A 22,224-nucleotide genomic window follows, 5' to 3' on the forward strand; every position below is an offset into this window, starting at 1 on the left:
GCAGGAGCCGCACTTTACTGCAAAGTCATCTGGCAGGCAGCGTCATTGCCCGAAGGCGGGCAGGGCGGCTGGCTCGACCTCGGACTTCTTGACCTCGATGGTCGGCGGAATGAGCTTGTACATCACCGGTGTGACGATACGAGCGACCAGCGTCGACGAAATCAATCCACCGATGATCACCCACGCGAGCGGCGAGTACATGCCCGCGTTCTGCAACGCCAGCGGCAGCAGGCCGCCGATGGCGGTCGCGCTGGTGAGCAGGATGGGCAGGAATCGGATTTCGCCGGCGCGCTCGATGGCCTCATCCAGCGACATGCCTTCCGCTCGCAACTGATTGGTGAAGTCGACCAGCAAGATGGAATTCTTGGTCTCGATGCCGATCAGCGCGATGAAGCCGATGGTCGCCGTGAACGAAATGCTGTAGCCCGCCAGACCCAGCGCCAGGATGCCGCCGGCGATACCAAACGGCACCACGCTGAGCACGATCAGCGTGCTCTTGAAACTGCCGAACTCCAGCACCAGCACCGCAACGATGCCGAGCAGCGCGACGATGGTGGCCGCCTGCAGGCCGCCGAAACTTTCGTTACGGCTTTCGAGCTCGCCGCCCGGAACATAGGAATAACCACGCGGCCACTGCATCTCATCGAGCCGGCGCAGAACTTCGGTGGTCACGCGATCGGTGTTGTAGCCGTTCTGAACCTCGGCGTTGATCGTGACGGCGCGCGAACGGTTGTAACGATCGATCTGCGTCGGAGCCGTGGCGAACTCCACTTGGGCCAGCTGGCTCAACGGCAACGTAGCGCCGCTCAGCGTCGTGACGCGCACTTGATCGAGCGCATGAATGTCAGCTCGCTCCGTGATCGGAGTGCGAACTATGATGTCGTACTGTTCGCCGTCGGTCTCTTTGTAACGGCTCGCCGGAATACCAGCGACCGCAAGTCGCACCGCGCGATCGAACTCGATGGCCGGCACCCCGAACAGCGCCGCCTTCTGCGAATCAATCTTTAACTGCAGGTTCGTGCGCTTGATACGCACGGGGTTCTCCACGTCGCGAGCGCCGGGCGTTTCTTTAATGATCTGCTCGACGCGCGTCGCAAGCCGATCCAACTCATCGAGCTCGGGCCCAACCACTCGAATCGCGATCGGCGCGGTGATGGGTGGACCGTTCTGGAATTCCTTCACATAGATCTGCGCGTTCGGGTACTGCTTCAACTCGCGCCGCAACTCTTCGAGCTTCTTGGGCGTGTCCGTCGTGTCGTACTCTTTGAGCTTGACGAAGATATCGCCGTAGTTGCTCGCGCCTTCGTTGCCGAACTCGTTGTAGTAGATCTTGGGGTTGCCGCGACCGAGGTTCGTGAAATAGTTGGACACCTCCGGCATCGCCGCCAGCTGTGCCTCGACGAACTTCAACGCGCGATCGGTCTCGGCCAGGCTGCTCCCGTCTGGCGTCTCGACGGTGATGATGAAGTTCGGCGTATCGGCCTTGGGGAACAAGCTGAAGCCGATCAACCCGCCGACACCGATCATGATCGCCAGGCACGCCGCCAGCGAGCCCCATACCGTCAGCTTCGGCTTGGCGAGCGCCCGATGCAGCAGGGGCTGGTAGAAGCGATGAATGCTCTTCTGCACCCATTGCAGCAGACGATTGCCCTCGGGATTCTCGTGCTTGCTCAGAATCCGGCTCGCCAGGAACGGAATGATGGTGAGCGCGATCAGCAGCGAAGCGAGCACAGTCGACAGCACCGCCGTCGGCAGCACGCGAATGAACTTACCCGACGCACCGGACAGCATCATCAGCGGCAAGAACGCAAAGATGATGGTCGCCGTGCAGCCCAGGATGGCGAGGAAGATCTGCCGGGTCGCGAGAATCGCCGCCTGCATTCGAGAATGTCCCTCGCGCAGGAAGCGCGAGATGTTCTCGACCACCACGATCGAATCGTCCACGAGCAAGCCCAGCGCCACGACGAAGCCCGCGATGGAAATCTGATTCAGCGAAAAGCCCACCAGGTGCAGCGTCGAAACGCCAATCGCGAGTGACAACGGGATGGAGATCATCACAATGCTCGCCGCACGCAGGCCCAGCGGCAGCAGCGTGATCGCCACCAGGCCGATGGCAATCGCAAAGTCGGTTGTCAGCCGGTTCAACCGCGTGGCGACGTTTTCGGACTGATCGAAGCCCAGCTCCAGCTTGATGCGCTTCGGCAGCTGCGGCTCGAACTTCTTGGCCGCTTCGAGAATGCGCTCGCGGACCTCGAAAATGTTGTAGCCGTCTTTCTGATTCGCAGTGACGAACACGGCGCGCTTGCCGTTGAACCGCCCGATGTACGTGTGCTCCTGCGTATCCCAGTTCACTTCGGCAACGTCGCGGATCCGAACGGTGCGGCCGTCGACAGCGGCGACGACGGTGTCGCGCACTTCCTCTAATGATTCGTAGCTGCCGGATGTCTTGACGCTGAAGCTGCGGCTGCCGACATCGATGGCGCCGCCGGGCACCGTGGTGTTCTCGCTTTGCAGAGCTTCGATCACTCGGCTCGGGGCGAGCTTCAGCTCGGCCATGCGAGGCAGATCGAGAGCGATGCGCAACTCACGCGCCGGATACGCCCACGTCTCGGACGTGCGAACGCCGTCCACTGCTTTCAGGATGTCCTTCAGATCGCGCGCCTGATCTTCTAGCTCGCGATACGGGGCATCCTCAGACACCAGCGCGAACTGCACGATGTTCACCAGGCCCGGATTGCTCTTCTTGATCTCCAAACGTGAGATCTCGGCCGGCAGCGACGGGCGCAGCGCGTTGATCTCTCGCACCACCTCGTCATATTTCTCCTCGGCGTCGGCGGTGCTGTAGAACTCCGTGAGCATCATGGCCAGGCCGTCGTTGCTGAACGACTCGATCTTTTTGATGTCGTCCAGCTCGCTGATGCGATCCTCGATGGGCTTGACCACCAGGCGCTCGACATCGCGCGGCTCCGCGCCGGGATAACCAACGATGATCTGATAAATCGGAATGGGGAAGTACGGGTCTTCCTGGCGCGGAATGCTCATGTAAGACGAGATTCCGAGCGCCACCAGCATGGCGAACGCGACCAGCGTGAACTGGTAGCGCTTGATGGGAAATTCCAGGAAGCTCATGCGCTACTCCCGGTTGAGGGCGACGGGCTCGGCGAGAGTGACCTCTTCGCCATCTTCCAGATACTGAGCGCCGTCGGTGATGACTTGCTCGCCCGCCTGCAGGCCGGCGTTCAAAGCCACGGCTTCGCCTTCGATGAAGGCCACTTCGACTTCGCGTTGCCGTGCATGTTGCTGATCCAGTACGAACACACGCGCGGTGCGGCCGTCACCTTCGACGATCGCGCCGATTGGAACGTAAATTCGCTGACCGGCCTTGGCAGTGGCGGGAACGATGGTGAGTTTCGCGACCAGGCCGCTCTTCAACGGCAGATCGGTGGGATCGAGCGAGACTTCGATGCCGAACATGCCGCTGCCCGCATCCGCCGCGCCCGACACTTCCGTGACTTTGCCGGTGAGCGTCTTTCCGGGCAGGGCGTCGAGTCGAACCTCCGCTTCGTCACCCAGCTTCACTTGCACGATCTCGCGATCGGCCAGCCCGGTGCGCACTACAAAACCTTTGTCCTTCGCGCCGAGCACTAAGATGGGATTGCCGGCTTGAACCAGCTCGCGCTCTTCGGCGAGTCGGCGCAAGACCGTGCCGTCGTGTGGAGCGACGATAGCCGCATAACTCCAATTGAATTTCGCGGAGTTCAAAGCTGCTTCATTCACCGCCAGTTGAGTGCGCAGATCCTGCAACTGCTCCAGGCTGATGACCTTGTCGGCGTACAGGCGCTCGCCACGTTCGACATCGCGACGAGTTTTCTCGTATGCCTGCGCAGCCTGCTCGACCTGCGCATCGATTTCCGCCTGCTCGATCTCGGCGAGCTTCTGGCCCTTGCGAACCTGATCGCCTTCGGTGACCGACAAGCGCCGAATCACACCCCCAACTTTGAACGAAAGCCGGATCTCATCTTCGTTGGCGAGCAGGCCGTTCGTACGAATCGACGGCGCGGCGGGACCAGTGACAGCGGCCGCGGTGCGAACGCGGGCCAACTCCACCGGCTGCTGATCTTTCGCAGTGCTGTTGCAGCCCGCGATTGCAAGCAGGCTCACCGACAACAGCAGTGGGGATACAACGCTGAACAGGCGCGGCATGATCAAACTCCTGGATCGAGCGGGATGTCTCCCGTCGAGGTCGCGTATTCGAGCTCGGCTCGGCGTGCGAGCACATTGAAACGAGTGAGGTTGTGGTTCAATTCGGCGCTGGTGAGAGCACTGCGCGCGTCGATGAATTCGACCTGGCTGATCACACCCTCGTCGCGCTTACGGCTGGCGATACGGAAGGCGGCGCGAGCAGCATCGGCGCGAGCCGCGGCGGTCGCCAGTGAGTCCCGTGCGGTCGTGAGCCGATCGTACGACTGCTGCACTTCGAGCCGGATCTGCTGGGCGATCTCTTCCTGTTGCAATACCAGCTGCTTCTCGGTGGCGCGCGCTTGATGAACGCGAGCAGTATCGCCGCCGCCATCGAAGATGCGCCAGGTGAAGATCAGCGAGGCAGTACCGAAGTTATAACCCTGGCCGAAACGATAGTCTTCGCCCTGCGTGCCGGCATCGACGCCCAACGACAAGATCGGCCATTTTTGCTTGCGGGCAATACGAACCTGCTCTTCGCTCGCACGTCGCAGCTGTTCGACTTGGGCGATTTCCGGGCGGCGATCGAGCGCCATGTCCCACAACTGTTCGAGCGCCGCCTCGCCACCGGCGGCATTGGTCGGCGGCGAGGTGGGCTCGATGGCCGACTGTAATTGCCGGTTGAGCAGGAAGTTGAAAAAGCTCTGCGCCTGAGTCGCCAGATTCTGCGCCTCGCGCTTTTGCTGTTCGACATCCAGCAGCTCGGCCTTGGCTCGCAGCACCAGGTCCTCGGTGATCCTGCCGTTATCGAACAAAGATTCATTGACGCGCAGATTTTCCTGCAGCAGCGCTTCGCTGGCGGCAACGATCTCGACCGAGCTGCGCGCCGTCAGCCAATCCACGTAAGCAACGGTGATGTCACGACGGAGCGCGCGAGCAATCGCCATCCGATTGAAGCTGGTCGCATCTAACAAAGCGCGCTGAGCACGAACGGCCGCGGGAATGGCCGGCGCATACAAAGGCTGACGTAGTAACAGCCGCGTGTCCTGCTCTTCCCGGCGCAGGAAAGGAATGGACTCGTCCGAGATCTGCGGGAATCGCGCCGGCTGGCCTTGCGCGATGAGCATTTCATTCAAGGTCGAGTAGACGGGATTGAGCGCGCTGCCGATGGGAATGTCGATGACGCGGCCGCCGTCGGCGCGTGTGTAACGAGCTTCGAACGAAAGCTCGGGAAAGAACCGGGCGCGCGCTTCGGCGAGAGCCTGAGCCGCTTTTTCCACTTCGAGCGTCTCGCTCTGCAGGGCGAGGTTGCTGCGCAGGCCCTCGGCCACGTAATCCGATACGACCGTATCGAAATCGTTGGCCACCGGCGCCTGCGCGCCAGCCGCGCAAGCGCTCAAGCACAGGCCGACAGTCGCCAGATATCGCGCCGCTCCCATGGTCAGCCAGTCTCCACAGTTGTTCAGTCGTTAGACAAGTGTCAAAAATTGCGCAAATAAAAACCGCCGCTACTCGGCGGTTGGGCGCTGCTGCCCGGCCAGCGTGTAGCGAATCATGCCGATGGCCTGCTGAGTGAGCTGCGTGACGCTGATGCCGGCGTCGGCCAGCGGCCGCGCCTTCGTGATCGCGATCTGAGTCAACCCGTGGGTGAAGCCCCACAGCACTCGCGAAGTCACCTCGAGGTCGCCGATGTCCGGGCGAATGCTCCCGTCGCGCTGACCCGCCTGGAGGGACGCGACCACCACGTCGTGCACTTTCATGCCCATCTGCAGGACGGCCGCTTCCGTCGATCCCTGCTCGGGAGCTTCGGTGGCGCGGGTTTCCAGACGCGCGCAAGCGTCGAAATAGTGAGGAAATTCCAGCCCGAACGCCATGTAGGCCCGACCCATGGCCTCGATCTGGTCGATGCCGACGCGGGCACGCTGGCTGGCTTCCTCGAAGCGGCTGCGCAGTACTTCCATGGCGCGTTCGGTGATCGCCAGCAGCAGCTCACCCTTGTCCTTGAAATAGACGTAGACCAGGGCACGGCTCAGCCGGGCTTTGCGGGCCACGCTGTCCATGGTCACCGCATCCCAGCCGAGATCGCGATAAAGTGTCTCGGCGGCGTCGACGATTTCACTGCGTCGGCGGTCTTTCTCTTCCTGGCGGCGATCGGCGATGTAGGACATGGCGGGTATGGTGCGCCTCGCGTTGACAGAGTGTCAATAACTAAATCAGTGTCTACCTCCCAGTCCCGCCGCGTATATGGCCCAATGGCCTCGTTGCAGTGAACACAGTCAGAGTCCGCGCCCGGGATGGGGCCGTGGGGACGGCTGCGCATGAGCTTCGAACAAGATTATTCCGCCGCGGAAGCCGAGGAAGTACGCGATTGCGACTGGCTGGCGCGCACGTTGCCCCTGTTCGACGGCCTCGATTCCTCACTACTGACCGCGCTTCTCGAAGAGTTCGACTGGCTGGCCATCCAAGGCGGCTCCACGTTGTTCGAGGCGGGCGACGCCCCCGACGCTGTTTATTGCGTCATCAGCGGCAGTCTCGGCGCATTTGCATCGACTGACGGCCGGACCCGGCGCCTGGTCGGAAGAATCGCCGCCGGCGAGCTGGTCGGCGAGATGGCGCTGATCTCCGGCAAGCCGCGCAGCGCCACCGTCATCGCGCTTCGCGATAGCGAGCTCGGTCGCCTGTCGCGCGCGGCATTCGAAAGAGTGATGCAACAGCATCCAGAAGGGCTGCTGCGAGTCGCGCAGCTGCTCGTGCAGCGACTGGAGATGTCACAAACGCCAGGTCGCACCCAACGATCCATGCCGAGAACCTTCGCCATCGTGCCTCACGACGGCAGCGACAGTGGCACCGTATTCGCGGCCAAGCTCGTCACGTTTCTCGATCACATCGGATCCTGCGAACTGGTGTGGAATCATCGCGGCGCTCAACGCACGACCGAGTGGTTTCACGCGGTCGAGCGTGCGAATGAATTCGTCGTCTATGTTTGCGACGCTGCCGCCAGCAGCTGGAGCAAGCTGTGCCTGCGTCAGGCTGACGTGATCCTGCTGCTCGCGGACGTGGAGTCGCAAACTTCAGATTGGCCGGCGCTGCAGGGCTATCTGGATCGCAATCTCACCGGGCAGCGGCCGGAGCTGGTGTTGTTACACAAGAGCCCGACCGTAACGGGTCAGACGCAGCGCTGGCTGGATCTCAAACCTGGCTTGCCACACCACCATATTCGCGGCCCCGCGGATATCGCGAGGCTCGCGCGCTCGCTAACGGGAACAGGATTGGGTGTCGTGCTGTCAGGCGGTGGGGCCAGAGGCTTCGCTCACATCGGCGTGCTACGCGCCTTTCGCGAAGCCGGCATCGTCATCGACTCCATCGGCGGCACCAGCCTCGGTTCCATCGTCGCCGCGGGCCATGCCTTGGAATGGAGCCAGGAAGAGTTACAAGAGCGGGTTCGTCGCAGCTTCGTCGCGACCAATCCGGTGAACGACTATACGCTGCCGCTGGTGTCGCTGGTCTCGGGCCGCAAAGTGAGTCGTCTGTTGCACGATGAGTTCGGCGACGTGGCCATCGAAGATCTGCCGTTGCCGTACTTCTGCGTGTCGACGAATCTGAGCTCCGGGCAATTAGCGGTGCATCGTCGCGGCACGTTGTGGCGCTGGCTGAGGGCATCGGTCTCGATTCCCGGTGTGCTGCCACCCGTGATCGATCGCGGCGAAGTCTTCGTCGACGGCGCGACCATCAACAATCTTCCGGTCGATGTCATGCGAGAGTCAGGTGTCGGGCGCGTCATCGGCGTGGATGTCGCGGCGGATCGCGTGTTCACTACCGACTGCGTGGATTCCGATGCGCCACCGTTGTGGCGTGTATTGAAATGGTTTCGCGACCGTAAACAGCGGATCAATATCCTGCAAATCCTCTGGCGCTCCGGCATGGTCAACAGCACGGCCAACACCGCCGCGCGGCGCGAACTTTCCGATTTGTTACTTCAGCCGCCACTGGAGCAGATCGACATGCTCAACTGGCGCGCCTTCGATCGCGCCATCGAGGCAGGGTATCGGTACGCGCAGGTCAGATTGCGCGATTGGAAATGAAGGCTGCTACGTCGAAAGAACAGGCTGAACGCCGACCACGAGCGTGCCCGGCCCACCGTGGACACTGAGTGTACTGCCGACGGGCATCACGAACGATTTCTCGATCTGCGGATGCTCGCGGCGCAACTGTTGTAGCAGATAGTGTGCGTCAGTCTCCGCGTTCGCGTGTCCGACGCCGACGCGATACGTCTGGCCGCGTTTCATTCGCGCACAGATAAAGCGAATCAGCTTGGCCTGCCGACGACGACCGAATAGCACGCCCGCCGGCGCAATCCGGCCATCGCGGCGGGTTGCCAACACCGGCGTGAGACGCAGGGCACGCGCGATGGACTTCATGGCAGGCTTCACGCGTCCGCCACGAACGGCATATTCCATAGACCCGATCAGGGCATAAGTGCGCGTGAGCGGAATCATCTTGCGAACAGCCGCAACGATTCGTTCTGCGTCCAGGCCTAGTGCGGCCAGCTCCGCGGCGTGGATCGCCAGCAACCCCTGTCCGATGGAGGCATTGAAGGAATCGACCACTTCGATCGACCGCGAGCGCTGCACCCAATCAGCCGCGGTCTGCGCGGAGTTGCAAGTGCCGCTGACTTTGCCGGTGACATTGATGGAGACCACCGACTCGAAGTGAGACGTCAGGAATTCGAACTGACGTCGAAAATCGCCGGCGGGCGGTTGTGAGGTCTTCGGGTGCTTGGGATTGCGCACCAGCTCCGCGAGAAACTCCTGCGGCGACAACCCGACCTTGTCCAGATAGCTCTGCTCGCCGAACTGAATGCGTAATGGCACCACGTGGATGCCCAGCTGATCCAGCAAGTCGTCCGGAATGTCAGCGACCGAATCCGTGACGATGGCGACACGCCGCTGCCGATCGTGCGCCGCTTCTTGCTGGCGCTGCATATCGTCGGCCTTCTGAGCCGTCACCGCCCCGAACTGGCCAGCGACGCGAAACACCTCGGCGGGATCGTTCACATGAATGTGAACTTTGGCTTTGCGTGTCGTTCCAGCCAGCACCAACGATGAGCCGAGCGCGGCGAGTTGCTCGCGCAGCTTGCGGCGATCGATGTTGGGACTGCTGATAGTGCATTCGGTGCAGAAGCGATGCGACAGGTCGTGAGTCTCGCCGGCCGTCGCTTCGCCGTCGGTCGAGCTGACCGAAGTTTCAGCAGGCTCGGCGTCCACATCCCGGTGCAAATGTTCCGTCATGCCTTCGAGCAGATCCACGAAGCCCTGCGCTCCCGCGTCGACGACTCGCGCCGCGCGCAGTTCATCCAGCTGCTCGGCCGTTCGTTGCAGCGATACGCGAGCTTTGTGAAGCGCTTGTGAGAAAAGACTCAGGTAGTCATGAAGGCCGGAGGAGGTGAGACGAGCTGTCTCAGAGGCGAAGTCGGTGATCACCGTGAGCACCGTTCCTTCTCGCGGCTCTGCCAGACTCTCGCGTGCGTATGAGGCGCCGGTCGTTACCGCGCTAGCAAACTGTGCTGTCGAGAGCGCTGCATGCTGTGCGGCGCTGTCGCCCATGCCAAGAAGGAACTGCGCGAGGATCGCGCCGGAGTTGCCCCGAGCGCCGTCGAGAGCAGCGTCGGCTGCACGAGTCAGCGTGGTCCCGGCGTGATCGTCCGGTCCGCGCCGCAGACTCGCCAGCACCGCGCCCATGGTGAGCGCCATGTTGGTCCCGGTGTCGCCGTCAGGCACCGGGAACACGTTGATGCGATTCAAATGTTCCTGATCGGCGAGCAGGCGTTGAATGCCGGCTCGCAACAGTCGGCTGAGGCGGGCGCCGTTCAGTTCCAGGACAGGTCCACGCATGACCCGTGGGTTCGTCGCCCACGGCCGACAGGATTCAAAACTGTAGTTATTGCCGCGGCAGCAGGAATCGCAGGCCGCGCTGATTCAGCACCACGCCCTCGGCGATGATCCGCTCCACGGTCGGACCTTCCTTGAGCGTCTCCCCTTCCACGTACTTGCGCATGTTCACGAACACGAAACGTTCGCCGGGATTCTGCGCATTCACGTGAATGTCCAGGTGCAGTTCCGGCAGGCTGGTGCCGCTGGCGGTCAGATCGTCGAACGTCGGCAGAGTTTCATTACCCACCAGCGCGCCGTTGGCGGGCGGATTCGCCGCCGTGCGCGCTTCGAAGACTGCGCCGGACGGCAGAGGCGAGACGGCCGGCGGCTGAATCTGCCGAACCATCGGCGGACCCTCCGGCACGACGGCGGCACCCGACAGATTTTGATTCACCGTTTCGCTGGGGTAGGGCTCTTGATAACCCCCGGCTTCGTCCGCCAGAGAACGGACCGACGGATCGGTCGGAACGAGCTCGGGCTGATACTGCCGCGCCTGCGGTTGCTGATATTGATATTGATATTGATACTGATACTGCTGAGCGGGAGCAGGCGCGTTATAACTTTGCTGAGGCGCGGCCTGCGGAGGCGGCGCGGCGTTATAACTTTGTTGAGGCGCGTTCTGCACCGGCGCGGGCGCCTGTTGCGCCGGAGTCGGCATCGCGTCGCCATCGCGGATCAGCACGAACAACAACACGCCGAGATTGACGACGAGCAGCGCCGCCACCGCGACCACCCACCAGGGCCGCTCGGCATGGCGCCGATGGATTCTCACATCGGCCAGCGAAGGACCGACCTGGCGCTGCCGCTCGTTCTCGGATTTTTTCAGGGCGTCGAGGATGAAGCTCATCAGCTCGTTCCCCGCGCCTGCGCCACGAGCACCGGCGTGCCAGGGGCATTGCCGAGCGCGTCCAGCACGATCTGCGTCTGCACGCCGGCGATGCCGTCGACGTTCAGGCGATTCTGACGCTGAAAGTCCTCGACCATTTTCACCAGATCCTCATCGTAATAATCGCTGGCCGGCTCCTCTTCGGGCTTGCCCGCCACCGTGTTCAGCCTGGTGCGCAGCCAGCGCACGCCGTCGCCCTGCATGCCGGGAGACAAGACGCGCCCCGACCTCACTTGCGGCCGCCACAACACCAGGTACTCGCCGGACCAGAGTCGTGACAGCGAGGCCACCGACACCATCTCCGTCTCGTCGGGCAAATTGATTTTCGCCGTGTCGCCGACGAGACCGGACACCACGACCTGATGCGCGTTGCTGTCTTCGTCGATCAGCGTGAGGATGGCCGGGCGATTCAACGTGCGCAGCTGCGCCCATGAGCCCTGCTGATACACGCACTCCAGCCCCTGTTTCTTCGCCTGATCGCAAGGCCGGCCAGCTTTCGGCGTGAGCTTGGCGCCCCAGAGGGAGAGCAGCTGTCCGAAGGCGCTTTCCGTGTTGGTCATCCCGACCTTTTCCACCAGCACATCCGCGACATCCTGCGGGCGTGGTATGACGGGCAGCGCCACCGGAGTCACTTGAGGCACCTGCACGGGCGGAGGCTCCACTACTGCTGGAGTCGCCGCCGCTGCGACAGGCGTTTGAACCTCTGCGTTCCGGGTCAGTGTCACAACACCGAGCGCCAGGCCCATCACCGCGACACCGGCCGCCGAACCCACCAGCACTTTCATCCACGGCGGGCTGAACGAGCGTCCATACACCTCGCTCGCGGCCTCGCGAATCATGCCCGGGCCGATGCGATGCTGTTCCTGAGTGAACGCGCCGAGCAGCGCGCGATCGCAAATCACATTGATGATGCGAGGAATGCCGCCGCTCAGACGATGCACTTCGCGCAACGCCAGGTTGCTGAATATTTCGCCATTGGCGCCCGCCACCTTGAGTCGGTGATTCACATACGACGCCGTCTCGGTGCGCGACAACGGCGAGAGGTGATAACGGCCAGTAATGCGTTGCGCGAGCTGCCGCAGCTCGACCCGATCCAGCACTTCGCGCAACTCGGGCTGACCGATCAGGATGATCTGCAGCAGCTTCTGAGATGCAGTTTCCAGATTGGTCAGCAGGCGCACTTGTTCGAGCGTGGCCGGCGACAGGTTCTGTGCCTCGTCGACGATGACCACGATGCGGCGGCCCTTGGCGTGCGCTTCCAGCAGGCGGCGATTGAGCAGGTCCACCAGATCCTTGATGCTGGTCGCGTCTTCATCGCGCATGAAGATGCCCAGCTCCTCGCAGATCGTCAGTACAAATTCAACGGGCGTTAATTGCGGATTGAGGATCACGGCCACGTCGGCGTGGCCCGGCATGCGCTCGAGCAACGAGCGCACGATGGTGGTCTTGCCCGTGCCCACCTCGCCGGTGAGCTGAATGAAGCCGCCGGCCTCGGTGATGCCGTACAAAAGATGCGCGAGCGCCTCCGCATGCCGCTCGCTCATGAAGAGGTAACGCGGGTCCGGAGTAATCGCGAAGGGCTTCTCGCCCAGGCCAAAAAAGCTCGTGTACATGCTGGGTTGCGCTAAGGCAAGGCCGTCATGATGCGCCCTGGAATGGTACCGTCAAGCCGCCGTGGCTTCATGGCCCATTCGTTGAAAGTGGCCGTCTGGTGACAGCCGGGCGCCGGCAGGTCGCCGCAGGCACGACTCTGGTGACCATTCGCGCCTTGCTGGTCCGCCCCCGGATCGATACCCTTCGCAGCCACTTTTCCCACTCCGATCAATGTCATCGCCGCCAGCCCCGGCGGTGCGACGCCCATGCAAGCACTGACCTTCCAGCAGCTGACGAAGACCTACAAGAACGGCGTTCAGGCGCTCAAGGGAATCGACCTGGCGGTGGAGGAGGGCGATTTTTTCGCACTGCTCGGTCCGAACGGCGCCGGCAAGACCACCGCCATCGGTATCGTCACCTCCTTGGTCAACAAGACCAGCGGCAAAGTTCAGGTGTTCGGGCACGACATCGATACTGAGCTGGCGGTGGCCAAGTCCTGCATCGGCCTGGTGCCCCAGGAAATCAACTTTAATCAATTTGAAACAGTCACCACGATTCTGCTCAACCAGGCCGGTTTCTACGGTATCCCGCGTCACGTGGCCACGAAGCGCCTGGAGAAATACCTGACTGCGCTGCAGTTGTGGGAAAAGCGGAACGCGGTGTCGCGCACGTTGTCCGGCGGTATGAAGCGCCGATTGATGATTGCCCGCGCGCTGATGCACGAGCCGCGGCTGCTGATTCTGGACGAGCCCACTGCGGGCGTGGACATCGAAGTGCGTCGCACGATGTGGACGTTCATGCGCGACATCAATGCGGCCGGCACCACCATCATCCTCACCACGCACTATCTGGAAGAAGCAGAAAATCTTTGTCGTCACGTCGCCATCATCGACAAGGGCCGCATCATCGAGAACGATCGCATGAGTCGCGTGCTGCGCAAGCTGCAGACCGAAGTGTTCGTCTTCAACCTGCGCAACCCGATCGCGACCGCGCCGGTGTTGCCGGGCTACACGGTGAGCATGCCGGACGATCATTCGCTGGAGATCGAAGTCTCCAAGGACCAGAGTCTGAACGACATTTTCTCGCAGCTGTCCGCGTCGGGCGTGGAAGTGCTGTCGATGCGTAACAAGACCAACCGGCTCGAAGAATTATTCATGCGGCTGGTGAATCAGAAAGAGGCCGCTCATGGATAACGCCGTGCAAAACCAGACCAGTCTCGCGCCGTCGGTCAAAGAACCCGTGCTGTTGAAAACAAACATCGTGGGTTTCAACACCATCGTCATCCGCGAGTTCAGCCGCATCATTCGCATCTGGGGCCAGACCATCGTCCCGCCGGCGATCACCGCGACGCTGTATTTCATCATTTTCGGCAGCCTGATCGGCACGCGCATCGGCGACATGGGCGGCTACACGTACATTCAATACATCGCGCCCGGGTTGATCATGATGTCGGTGATCACCAATTCGTACGGCAACGTGGTGTCGTCGTTCTTCGGCGCCAAGTTCGGCAAGCACATCGAAGAGTTGCTGGTGTCGCCGTTGCCGGGCTGGCTGATCGTCGCCGGCTACATGGTCGGCGGCATCGTGCGCGGCATGATCGTCGGCGGCGTCGTCACCGCGATCACGTTGATCTTCACGCACATGAAGATTCACAGCATCGGCGTGGTGATCTCGGCCGTGCTGTTGAGCTCGATCGTGTTTGCGCTGGCCGGCATGATCAACGCGGTGTTCGCCAAGAACTTCGACCAGATTTCTTTCATTCCGACCTTCGTGCTCACGCCGCTCACTTATCTGGGCGGCGTGTTCTACACCATCAAGCTGCTGCCGGACTGGGCTCAGAACATTTCCCACGCCAATCCCATTCTATATATGGTCAACGCGTTCCGTTACGGCTTCCTGGGCGTGTCGGACGTGAACGTCGGCCTGGCGTACACCATCATGATCGGCGCGGCGGCCGTTCTATATATAAGCTGCGTGTGGCTGCTGCATCGGGGTGTCGGCACGCGCGAGTAAGTCGTCGATGCGCGATAAGTCGCTCTAGTTCTCAGTTCCGGCCCGCTCGCCGCATTAGGATCGCGAGCGGGTGCCCCAACGGAATGGATTGAATGAAGCGCGTCGCAGCGGTCGAAGGGACTGCCAGCATCGACTGGCCCACCGGCGGTTTTCAGTGGACCGACGAGTGGCGCAAGGCCCTGCCCATCGTCCGCGGCATTCACGTTCCGCCCTACGTTCCGTTAGCCTCGCCAGAAGACCATCCGCCGAGCTTCGAAGACGGCATGGCCGATATCTATGGCGACGAGATGAAGTCGGTGGTCAAGGCGGCAGGGCGCCCATGGAAATACTGGAGCGCCACCGTCGTGCGCAAGCGATGCACACGCAAGGCATTGCTCCAGCCCGATTTCGAGCTCTGGCTGGAGCTGAGCGCTCAGTTCGCTCCCCACTACGATCCCGACGGCATGAAGTGGGTCACCAACGCGGGTAGAACATTGCATGGCCTGCCCTTTATTCTCGGCGTGGTGCTGGAGCTGTGGTCGATCATCAGCAAGCAGCAGGAAGCCGACACGCACACTGACTTGCTCGGCGATCTGCGCCATTCGATCGCTGCGGCCGATGAAAAGGAGTACAAGGCGGCGCTGGCGGTCGCGAGCAAAGCCCGTGCTCGCGATGCGAATCTGATGGTTCCATGCGCTTATTTGTTTCCTCACTTGAGCGAATGGGCGCTCGAATGTATCGAGCGCAAGCTCGATGATCGTCACTGGCTGCTGCCGTACACCGTCCTGCCGCCTGACGTGCTGTTGAACCACGCCAGGGCGATCGAGTGGCTGCTCAATTACCAAGTGCCGGCGGCGCTGCTCCAGGTGCATCTGCATGCCGAACGAGCGTTCGATCTGCTGGTGTTCGCGCTGGATACCGCCGACGGACGTGACGACAAGAAGGAAGCGCTGCAGCTGCTCACGGCCATGCACATTCCCGCCTTGCTGAGAGTGCTCATCGATCGCATGGCGGACAAAGAAGTGCGCGCGGCGCTGGATCGGCTCAGCGAGCAATTTCCCGCCGCCGCGCTCAAAGTGGGTATCGAGAAATGGCTCAGCGGTGGCAATCGGATGCTCGAAGGCTGGACGGTGCGGCTGGCGCTGCGCAAGCCCGAAGCATGGCAAAGCGCGGCTGCGACGCTCGATGCGGCCGGCCGGAGCAAGTTCGAAACATTGCTCGAGGCGTTGGATCGCCCTGACGCGGATCCCGCTGCTCTGCCCCAGTTGCTGCGCAACCCGCCTTGGCTGCAACAGCGAGCTCGACAGGAACTGCCGACTCTGAAACTCAAGCCGATGCCCGTGGCCGATGCAATCGCATGGCCGGCGAAGGAGCGTAAGCAGGCCGCCGCGTTCAAGCCGCCGCGTTGGCTACTGAATCAGAAGCCGAAGAACGAAGACCCGGATCGTTTCGTACTGAGCAGGCTGGACATCGTGGCGGCAGCCCACAAGCGCGTGCTGCGCGGTGAGCCGGTGCGGCCCAAGGAGATCGTGAAGGGCGAGTATCGCGGCATCTATTCCATCGAGGACATGATGCTGTTGCCAGAGCCGGCGGTGCTATCGTTGTGGAACAGCTTCCCAGCGCATTTGTGGTACGTACCGTGGGATGCGAACACGAAGCCCATCCGGGCCTTGTTGGCGCGATATGACGTGCAAGCATTGCCAGGGTTGATCGCCTACGCTCAAGCTCATGCGATCGAGGGATTGCGTCTGAGCATGAACGTGACGAGCGCCGCGCTCGTACCGATAGCGCTGCATGTCCTGCGCAATCTGAAGAAGGGCAAAGAGGTCGCACAGGAGTGGATCGGGGCGCACGCGCGAGCGACTGCTGTCGTCGCGTTGCCTCTTGCGTTCGGTCCGGCGCGACAAGAGCGTGATAACGCGAGGTTCGGTCTGCGCTGGCTGATGGAGAACGGCTTCGACAAAGTCACAAAGAAAGTGGCCAGCGAGTACGGCGCCGAGACGGCGGCGGCTCTGCAGGCGCTGCTCGAGGCCGATCCGCTGCTCATGCTGCCGTCGAAAATGCCGAGGCTGCCGTCGTTTTTCGTGGCCGCGTCGTTCCGGCGCCCGGAGCTACCGGACGGCAAGGCGCTGCCGGCGGGTGCAGTCGAGTACATCGCAAACATGCTGACATTCAGTTCACTGGACGCTCCGTATGCCGGAATTCAACTGGTTCGCGAAACGTGTACTCCCACCTCATTAGCGGAATTCGCATGGGATGTGTTCGATGCCTGGTTGGCGGCGGGTGCGCCGAGCAAAGAAGGTTGGGCGTTCCTCGCGCTCGGCTTCTTCGGCAATGATGAAACCGCACGTCGGCTGGCTCCACGAATTCGCGAATGGCCCGGTCAGGCGGGGCATGCTCGCGCGGTCACAGGGCTCGATGTGCTTGCGGCCATTGGCACCGACGCAGCGCTGATGCATCTGAACGCCATCGCGAGCAAAGTGAAATTCAAAGCCTTGCAAGATCGCGCGCGGGAAAAGATCGCTGCGATTGCCGAGGCTCGCGGTCTCACGGCCGAGGAGCTCGCCGATCGATTGGTGCCGGACTTAGGGCTCGACGAGAACGGCGGGCTGACGCTCGACTTCGGTCCGAGACAGTTCCATGTGAGTTTCGACGAAACGCTCAAGCCGTTCGTGCGTGACTCGCAGGGCGCGTCTGCGCCGGATCTGCCAAAAGCAAACAAGAGCGACGACGCGAAGCTCGCGCACGCAGCGATCGAGCGTTACAAACAGCTGAAGAAAGACGCCAAGGCGATTGCGAGCGTGCAGCTGGTTCGTTTCGAGCTTGCGATGGTGGCGCGGCGCCGTTGGTCGGCCGCCGACTTCCGGCTGTTCTTTATCGAACATCCACTGACCAGACATCTGGCCGCGCGCCTGGTCTGGGGCGTGTATCGCAAGGGGAAAATGGTCAAGGGCTTCCGCGTCGCCGAAGATTGGACGCTGGCCGACGAGCAGGACTCACGGTACGAGCTTCCTGGCGATGCAACCGTCGGCATCGCGCACGTGCTCGAAATGTCGCAGTCGATGCAGTCGGCCTTCGGCCAGATCCTGGCCGAGTATGAGATCCTGCAACCGTTCCGGCAGCTCGGCCGTGAGACTTATGCGCTGACGAAAGATGAGCTACGGTCCAGTTCGCTGACCCGATTCAAGGATAGAGTCGTGGCGACCGGCACGGTCCTGGGGTTGGTCAACCGCGGCTGGAAGCGAGGTGACGCGCAGGACGGCGGCTGGGTCGGATACTTCAGCAAGACGGTGGACGACGAGCACGAAGTCCACATCGAGCTGGATCCCGGCACGGTGCTCGGCGACGTGAGCTCCGAACCGAAGCAACGGATCCCGAAGGTAGTGCTCCGCAAGTCAGGCACCGAGGACCAGGAAGGATTGGTGAAATTCACTCATCTCGATCCGATCGTCGCCAGCGAGCTGCTGCGGGACCTCGAATTGATGGCTCCTTTCGCCGCATAGTCTCAACGAACGAGGAACGCCGGTTTGCGCATTCGATGGGATGGCCTGAGTTTGCTTGCCTATGGGATTTCCGGCGCCTTCATTGCCGCCGGATTACTCGCACTGGCTGGCGGCGACGCGCATATCGGATCCAACAGATTGATCCATCAACCTAGCGATATGGTCGGCGACGACCGGCATCTGTTCGGCGTGCTGCTGATGGCCGGCGGCTATGTCCTGATGCGGTGGGTGTTCCGTCGGCAGGACGCCGAGCGTCGGTTAGCCGTCGAGCTGCGAATCGTCGCCGGATTGGCGCTGCTGGGTTACGTCGCGTACTGCATTGGAGGCTGATCCCATAATTTTGAATTGCATCGCTGGCGCGGTCACGTTCCCGCATTAGGATCGGGGCTGTTTGCACATAATGGAACAGGGATATGCAGCGCTTCGAACTGGTCGAGGGCTCTTCCAGCAAGTTCTGGGAAGTTGCCGTCACCGATAGCGAGCTCACGGTCCGATTCGGCCGCATCGGCACCAACGGTCAGACCAAGACCAAGTCCTTCGCCAGCGCGGAAGCCGCCGGCAAGGAACGTGACAAACTCATTAAAGAAAAAACTCGTGGCGGCTACACGGAAGTCGGGGCCGCGGCGGTCGCGACGCTGGCGCCGGTAAAGACAGAGCCTCGTGAGGTCGCATCGGCCAGCGATAAAGCGGCCGCGGCTGACGCGAGCTCTCGACTCGAATCGCCGCCGGCAGCAACGTCACAGCCCCCAATTGCGCCGCGGGTCTCGTCGCAGAGCGGACCCGTCGCCGACATCGAATGGCCGACCGGCGGATTTCAATGGACCGAGGAGTGGCGCAAGGCGCTGCCCATCGTGCGAGGGATCAACGTGCCCCCACTGGCGCCCAAGGCATCGCCATTGGACAAACTGCTGGAGTTCCAGGACGACAGACATCAGCACGCTCACGAGAACATGCAGGCGCTCGCGCAAGCGGCGGGCCGCCCCTGGACGTATTGGGGCCTGGCCGGTTCGCGCGAACGCATCACCAAGCAGGCGCTGTCGCAGCCAGACTTGGAATTCTGGATGGAACTGATGGCCCAGGCGCTGTCGCAGTACCAACGCGGCGGCCTGGATTGGATCATCGATGCCGCCTGTTCCTTGCATGGTGTGGCCTTCGCGCTCGATCTCGTCCTGGAGATGTGGCCGATCGTGTACAACACCTCGCGATACCACAGCCCGCACATGATCGGCGATCTGCGCCACAGGATCGCGGCGGCGGACGATACGCAGTACCGGGCAGCGCTAGCCGTCGCCACGAAAGCTCGCGCCGCGAACGCGGATGTTCTGCTCCCCGCTGCTTATCTGTTCCCACACCTGAATGAATGGGCGCTCGACTGTATCGAGCGCAACCTGGACGACTCATTCATGTGGCTTGCGCACAGCGCGCTGCCAGTGGAGTCCATGCACACCTACCTCAAGGGCAAGCAGTGGCATCTCTATTATTTGTCCGGCCCCCTCCTGCTCCAGGCGCATCTGCATGGCGAACGTGCGTTCGATCTGCTGGTGCTGGCGTTGCAGAAGGCCTCAGGGTCGACAGCAGAGGCGCTGAAGCTGCTCACGGCCATGCGCGTCCCGGCGCTGATCGAAGTGCTGGTCGATGCAATGGAAAACAAGGATGTGCGCGCCGCGCTCGACAAGCTCTCCGAACGCTATCCGGCGGCCGTGCTGAAGGTGTGTTTGGAAAAATGGCTCGGCAGCAACGATCGCTCGCTCGAAGGTTGGACCGTACGACTGGCATTGCGTAAACCCGAAGCCGCGCAAAGTGCGCTGGCGACGCTGCAACCTGCCGGTCGCGGCAAGTTTGAAGCGTTGCTCGCGTCGCTCAATCGGGCGGATGCCGATCCTGCGAGCCTCCCGGAGTTGTTGCGCAATCCTCCCTGGCTGCAAAAGCGCAAGGCGCAGGAGTTGCCGACGCTGCAGCTACAACAACTGCCGGTGGCGGACGCTCTCGAATGGTCGCCAGCGGAGTTGCAGCAGTTTGCGGCGCTCGAACCCAATCCCTGGCTCCGGAAGAGATTGCCCAAGGACGAGCAGCCGGAACGTCATTTTCTCAAGGCGTTGGACATCGATCCGGCCGTGCACGACCGCATACTTCGCGGTGAGCCCGTAAGCGACGACGATATCAACGAAGCTCCCTATCGCCGCTACTCGGTCGAAACCCTCAGGTTGCTGCCGGACAAGGTGGCGTTGTCGCTGTGGAATAGCTTTCCGTCGCGCTTATGGAGCTCCTGGGGCAGCGACAACACGGGGTCCATCCGGGCGCTCCTGGGCAGCCACGGCTTGCGCGCGTTGCCCGGCTTCGTTGCCTATACAAAGACAAACGCGACCGAGGGCTTGGCGATCGGCGAGAAGGTGAACAGCGCCGCGCTGACGCCCATTGCGCTACACGCGTTACGCAATCTCAAGAAAGCGAAAGCAGTCGCGACTCGGTGGATTTCATTGCACGCGCGAACCACGGCCATCGCCGCCGTGCCGCTCGCGTTCGGTCCGCCTCGAGAGGAACGCGATAACGCGCGGTTCGGCCTGCGTTGGCTCGTGCATAACGGATTCGAGCAGGTGACGCGCGAAGTCGCAGCCGAATACGGCGCCGAGACATCTTCGGCCTTGCAGGCACTGCTCGACGCCGATCCATTGCTGGTGCTGCCGTCGAAAATGCCGAAGATGCCGTCGTTCTTCGTGCCCGCGGCATTCCGACGGCCCGAGCTGCCGGATGGCAGCGCCTTGCCGCTCAGTGCGATCGAATACATCGGAAACATGCTCACCATCAGCCGCCTGGACGCGCCGTACGCCGGCATCCAGGTCGTTCGCGAGCTGTGTACTCCGGCTTCGTTGGCCGAGTTCGCCTGGGATGTGTTCGAAGCATGGCTGGCCTCCGGCGCGCCGAGCAAGGAAGGCTGGGCATTCTTCTCGCTGGGCCTGCTCGGCAACGATGAGACTGCGCGACGACTGACTCCGCGTATTCGCGAGTGGCCCGGCGAAGCGGCCCACGCGCGTGCGGTGACTGGACTCGACGTCCTTGCCACGATTGGCACGGATGCGTCGCTGATGCATCTGAACGCCATCGCGAGCAAGGTGAAATTCAAAGGCTTGCAGGACAAGGCGCGAGAGAAGATCGATGCGATCGCCGAAGCCCGCGGCCTCACGGCTGTCGAGCTGGCCGACCGGCTCGTGCCCGATCTCGGTCTGGACGAGACCGGCAAGCTCGTGCTCGACTTCGGGCCCCGCCAGTTCTTTGTGAGCTTCGACGAAACTCTCAAGCCGTTCGTGCGCGATGCGCAGGGTGCGCGCTTGAAGGATCTGCCGAAGCCGAACAAGAGCGACGACGCGGCGCTCGCGGACGCGGCCACCGAGCGATACAAACAACTCAAGAAAGATGCGAAAGCCATTGCCAGCGTGCAGCTCATTCGTCTCGAGCTCGCGATGGTGGCGCGGCGTCGCTGGTCCGCTGCCGATTACAAGTTGTTCTTTCTGGAACATCCGCTGACCCGACACCTCGCGGCCCGACTGGTTTGGGGTGTGTATCGCGACGGGAAGATGACGCACGCGTTCCGTGTCGCGGAAGATTGGACGTTGGCCGACGAGCAGGATTCCCTCTACGAGCTGCCGGACGACGCGACTGTCGGCATCGCGCACGTGTTGGAGATGCCGCAGGCGTTGCAGTCCGCGTTCGGACAGATCTTCGCCGATTACGAAATCCTGCAACCGTTCCGTCAGCTCGGGCGTGAGACGTACTCGCTCACGGCGGACGAATTGCGCGCCACCTCGCTGCCACGCTTCAAAGATAAGGTGGTCGCCACCGGCGCGGTCATGGGGTTGATCAATCGCGGCTGGGAACGCGGCGAGGCGCAGGATGCTGGCTGGGTCGGCTGGTTCAGCAAGGCAGTCGACGATCACCACGAAGTGCAGCTGACCCTCGATCCAGGTACGGTGGTGGGAGATATCAGCTATGAGCCCAAGCAACGTCTGCCCGAGCTGATCCTCCGCCGTAAAGGCACCTGGGACAATCAGGGGCAAGTGGCGTTCGCGACGCTGAATCCGGTCATCGCGAGCGAAGTACTGCGTGACATCGAGTTGATGGCTCCCTTTGCGGGGTGAGTGAACCA

Annotated in this window: 13 protein-coding genes; 6 read left to right on the forward strand and 7 right to left on the reverse strand. The window is 62.2% G+C overall.

Going from position 1 to position 22,224, the window contains the following annotated elements; genetic code table 11:
• Window positions 1-42: 42 nt before the first annotated feature.
• The 4 genes from VGD45_RS13960 to VGD45_RS13975 form a co-directional block, all read right to left on the reverse strand.
• Entirely contained in the window at window positions 43-3,129 is a 3,087-nt protein-coding gene (locus tag VGD45_RS13960) for an efflux RND transporter permease subunit (protein ID WP_331155928.1), read from the reverse strand.
• Window positions 3,130-3,132: 3 nt separating this feature from the next.
• On the reverse strand, window positions 3,133-4,203 hold the full coding sequence (locus tag VGD45_RS13965; RefSeq protein WP_331155929.1) for an efflux RND transporter periplasmic adaptor subunit: 1,071 nt from the start codon (window positions 4,201-4,203) through the stop codon (window positions 3,133-3,135).
• Window positions 4,204-4,205: 2 nt separating this feature from the next.
• Window positions 4,206-5,618, reverse strand: coding sequence for a TolC family protein (locus VGD45_RS13970; RefSeq protein WP_331155930.1), 1,413 nt, complete (start codon window positions 5,616-5,618; stop codon window positions 4,206-4,208).
• Window positions 5,619-5,687: 69 nt separating this feature from the next.
• On the reverse strand, window positions 5,688-6,347 hold the full coding sequence (locus VGD45_RS13975; RefSeq protein ID WP_331155931.1) for a TetR/AcrR family transcriptional regulator: 660 nt from the start codon (window positions 6,345-6,347) through the stop codon (window positions 5,688-5,690).
• Between the two features lie 150 nt (window positions 6,348-6,497).
• Between VGD45_RS13975 and VGD45_RS13980 the strand changes: the two genes are divergently transcribed.
• A complete protein-coding gene (locus tag VGD45_RS13980) occupies window positions 6,498-8,261 on the forward strand; it encodes a patatin-like phospholipase family protein (RefSeq protein WP_331155932.1) in 1,764 nt (587 codons plus the stop codon).
• Window positions 8,262-8,267: 6 nt separating this feature from the next.
• On the opposite strand, the gene VGD45_RS13985 is transcribed toward VGD45_RS13980, so the two are convergent.
• From VGD45_RS13985 to VGD45_RS13995, 3 genes are read right to left on the reverse strand one after another with little or no spacing between them, the layout of a single operon-like run.
• On the reverse strand, window positions 8,268-10,070 hold the full coding sequence (locus tag VGD45_RS13985) for a DAK2 domain-containing protein (protein ID WP_331155933.1): 1,803 nt from the start codon (window positions 10,068-10,070) through the stop codon (window positions 8,268-8,270).
• Between the two features lie 46 nt (window positions 10,071-10,116).
• Window positions 10,117-10,956 (reverse strand): general secretion pathway protein GspB, encoded by an 840-nt coding sequence (locus VGD45_RS13990; protein WP_331155934.1) that lies wholly within the window; start codon window positions 10,954-10,956, stop codon window positions 10,117-10,119.
• Window positions 10,956-12,608, reverse strand: coding sequence for an ExeA family protein (locus VGD45_RS13995; protein ID WP_331155935.1), 1,653 nt, complete (start codon window positions 12,606-12,608; stop codon window positions 10,956-10,958). Before VGD45_RS13995 ends, VGD45_RS13990 begins: the two co-directional genes overlap by 1 nt.
• A gap of 246 nt (window positions 12,609-12,854) precedes the next feature.
• On the opposite strand from VGD45_RS13995, the gene VGD45_RS14000 reads away from it, so the two are divergent.
• The 5 genes from VGD45_RS14000 (at window position 12,855) to VGD45_RS14020 (ending at window position 22,216) form a co-directional block, all read left to right on the forward strand.
• Complete coding sequence (locus VGD45_RS14000) at window positions 12,855-13,781, forward strand: ABC transporter ATP-binding protein (protein ID WP_331155936.1); 927 nt, start codon at window positions 12,855-12,857, stop codon at window positions 13,779-13,781.
• Complete coding sequence (locus tag VGD45_RS14005; protein WP_331155937.1) at window positions 13,774-14,601, forward strand: ABC transporter permease; 828 nt, start codon at window positions 13,774-13,776, stop codon at window positions 14,599-14,601. Before VGD45_RS14000 ends, VGD45_RS14005 begins: the two co-directional genes overlap by 8 nt.
• Window positions 14,602-14,693: 92 nt before the next feature.
• Window positions 14,694-18,083 (forward strand): DUF4132 domain-containing protein, encoded by a 3,390-nt coding sequence (locus VGD45_RS14010; RefSeq protein WP_331155938.1) that lies wholly within the window; start codon window positions 14,694-14,696, stop codon window positions 18,081-18,083.
• A 24-nt stretch (window positions 18,084-18,107) separates the two neighbouring features.
• The gene (locus tag VGD45_RS14015) at window positions 18,108-18,413 is read left to right on the forward strand and encodes a hypothetical protein (RefSeq protein WP_331155939.1); all 306 of its coding nucleotides are present in this window, start codon (window positions 18,108-18,110) and stop codon (window positions 18,411-18,413) included.
• An 83-nt stretch (window positions 18,414-18,496) separates the two neighbouring features.
• Entirely contained in the window at window positions 18,497-22,216 is a 3,720-nt protein-coding gene (locus VGD45_RS14020; protein WP_331155940.1) for a WGR and DUF4132 domain-containing protein, read from the forward strand.
• Window positions 22,217-22,224: the final 8 nt, after the last annotated feature.

The organism is Steroidobacter sp. (genome assembly GCF_036402275.1).
Lineage (GTDB): Bacteria > Pseudomonadota > Gammaproteobacteria > Steroidobacterales > Steroidobacteraceae > Steroidobacter.

Excerpts from the sequence above, each read along its gene's own strand:
- VGD45_RS13960 (WP_331155928.1), bottom strand. The coding sequence starts at position 3,129 with ATGAGCTTCCTGGAATTTCCCATCAAGCGCTACCAGTTCACGCTGGTC.
- VGD45_RS13965 (WP_331155929.1), bottom strand. The coding sequence starts at position 4,203 with ATGCCGCGCCTGTTCAGCGTTGTATCCCCACTGCTGTTGTCGGTGAGC.
- VGD45_RS13970 (WP_331155930.1), bottom strand. The coding sequence starts at position 5,618 with ATGGGAGCGGCGCGATATCTGGCGACTGTCGGCCTGTGCTTGAGCGCT.
- VGD45_RS13975 (WP_331155931.1), bottom strand. The coding sequence starts at position 6,347 with ATGTCCTACATCGCCGATCGCCGCCAGGAAGAGAAAGACCGCCGACGC.
- VGD45_RS13980 (WP_331155932.1), top strand. The coding sequence starts at position 6,498 with ATGAGCTTCGAACAAGATTATTCCGCCGCGGAAGCCGAGGAAGTACGC.
- VGD45_RS13985 (WP_331155933.1), bottom strand. The coding sequence starts at position 10,070 with ATGCGTGGACCTGTCCTGGAACTGAACGGCGCCCGCCTCAGCCGACTG.
- VGD45_RS13990 (WP_331155934.1), bottom strand. The coding sequence starts at position 10,956 with ATGAGCTTCATCCTCGACGCCCTGAAAAAATCCGAGAACGAGCGGCAG.
- VGD45_RS13995 (WP_331155935.1), bottom strand. The coding sequence starts at position 12,608 with ATGTACACGAGCTTTTTTGGCCTGGGCGAGAAGCCCTTCGCGATTACT.
- VGD45_RS14000 (WP_331155936.1), top strand. The coding sequence starts at position 12,855 with ATGCAAGCACTGACCTTCCAGCAGCTGACGAAGACCTACAAGAACGGC.
- VGD45_RS14005 (WP_331155937.1), top strand. The coding sequence starts at position 13,774 with ATGGATAACGCCGTGCAAAACCAGACCAGTCTCGCGCCGTCGGTCAAA.
- VGD45_RS14010 (WP_331155938.1), top strand. The coding sequence starts at position 14,694 with ATGAAGCGCGTCGCAGCGGTCGAAGGGACTGCCAGCATCGACTGGCCC.
- VGD45_RS14020 (WP_331155940.1), top strand. The coding sequence starts at position 18,497 with ATGCAGCGCTTCGAACTGGTCGAGGGCTCTTCCAGCAAGTTCTGGGAA.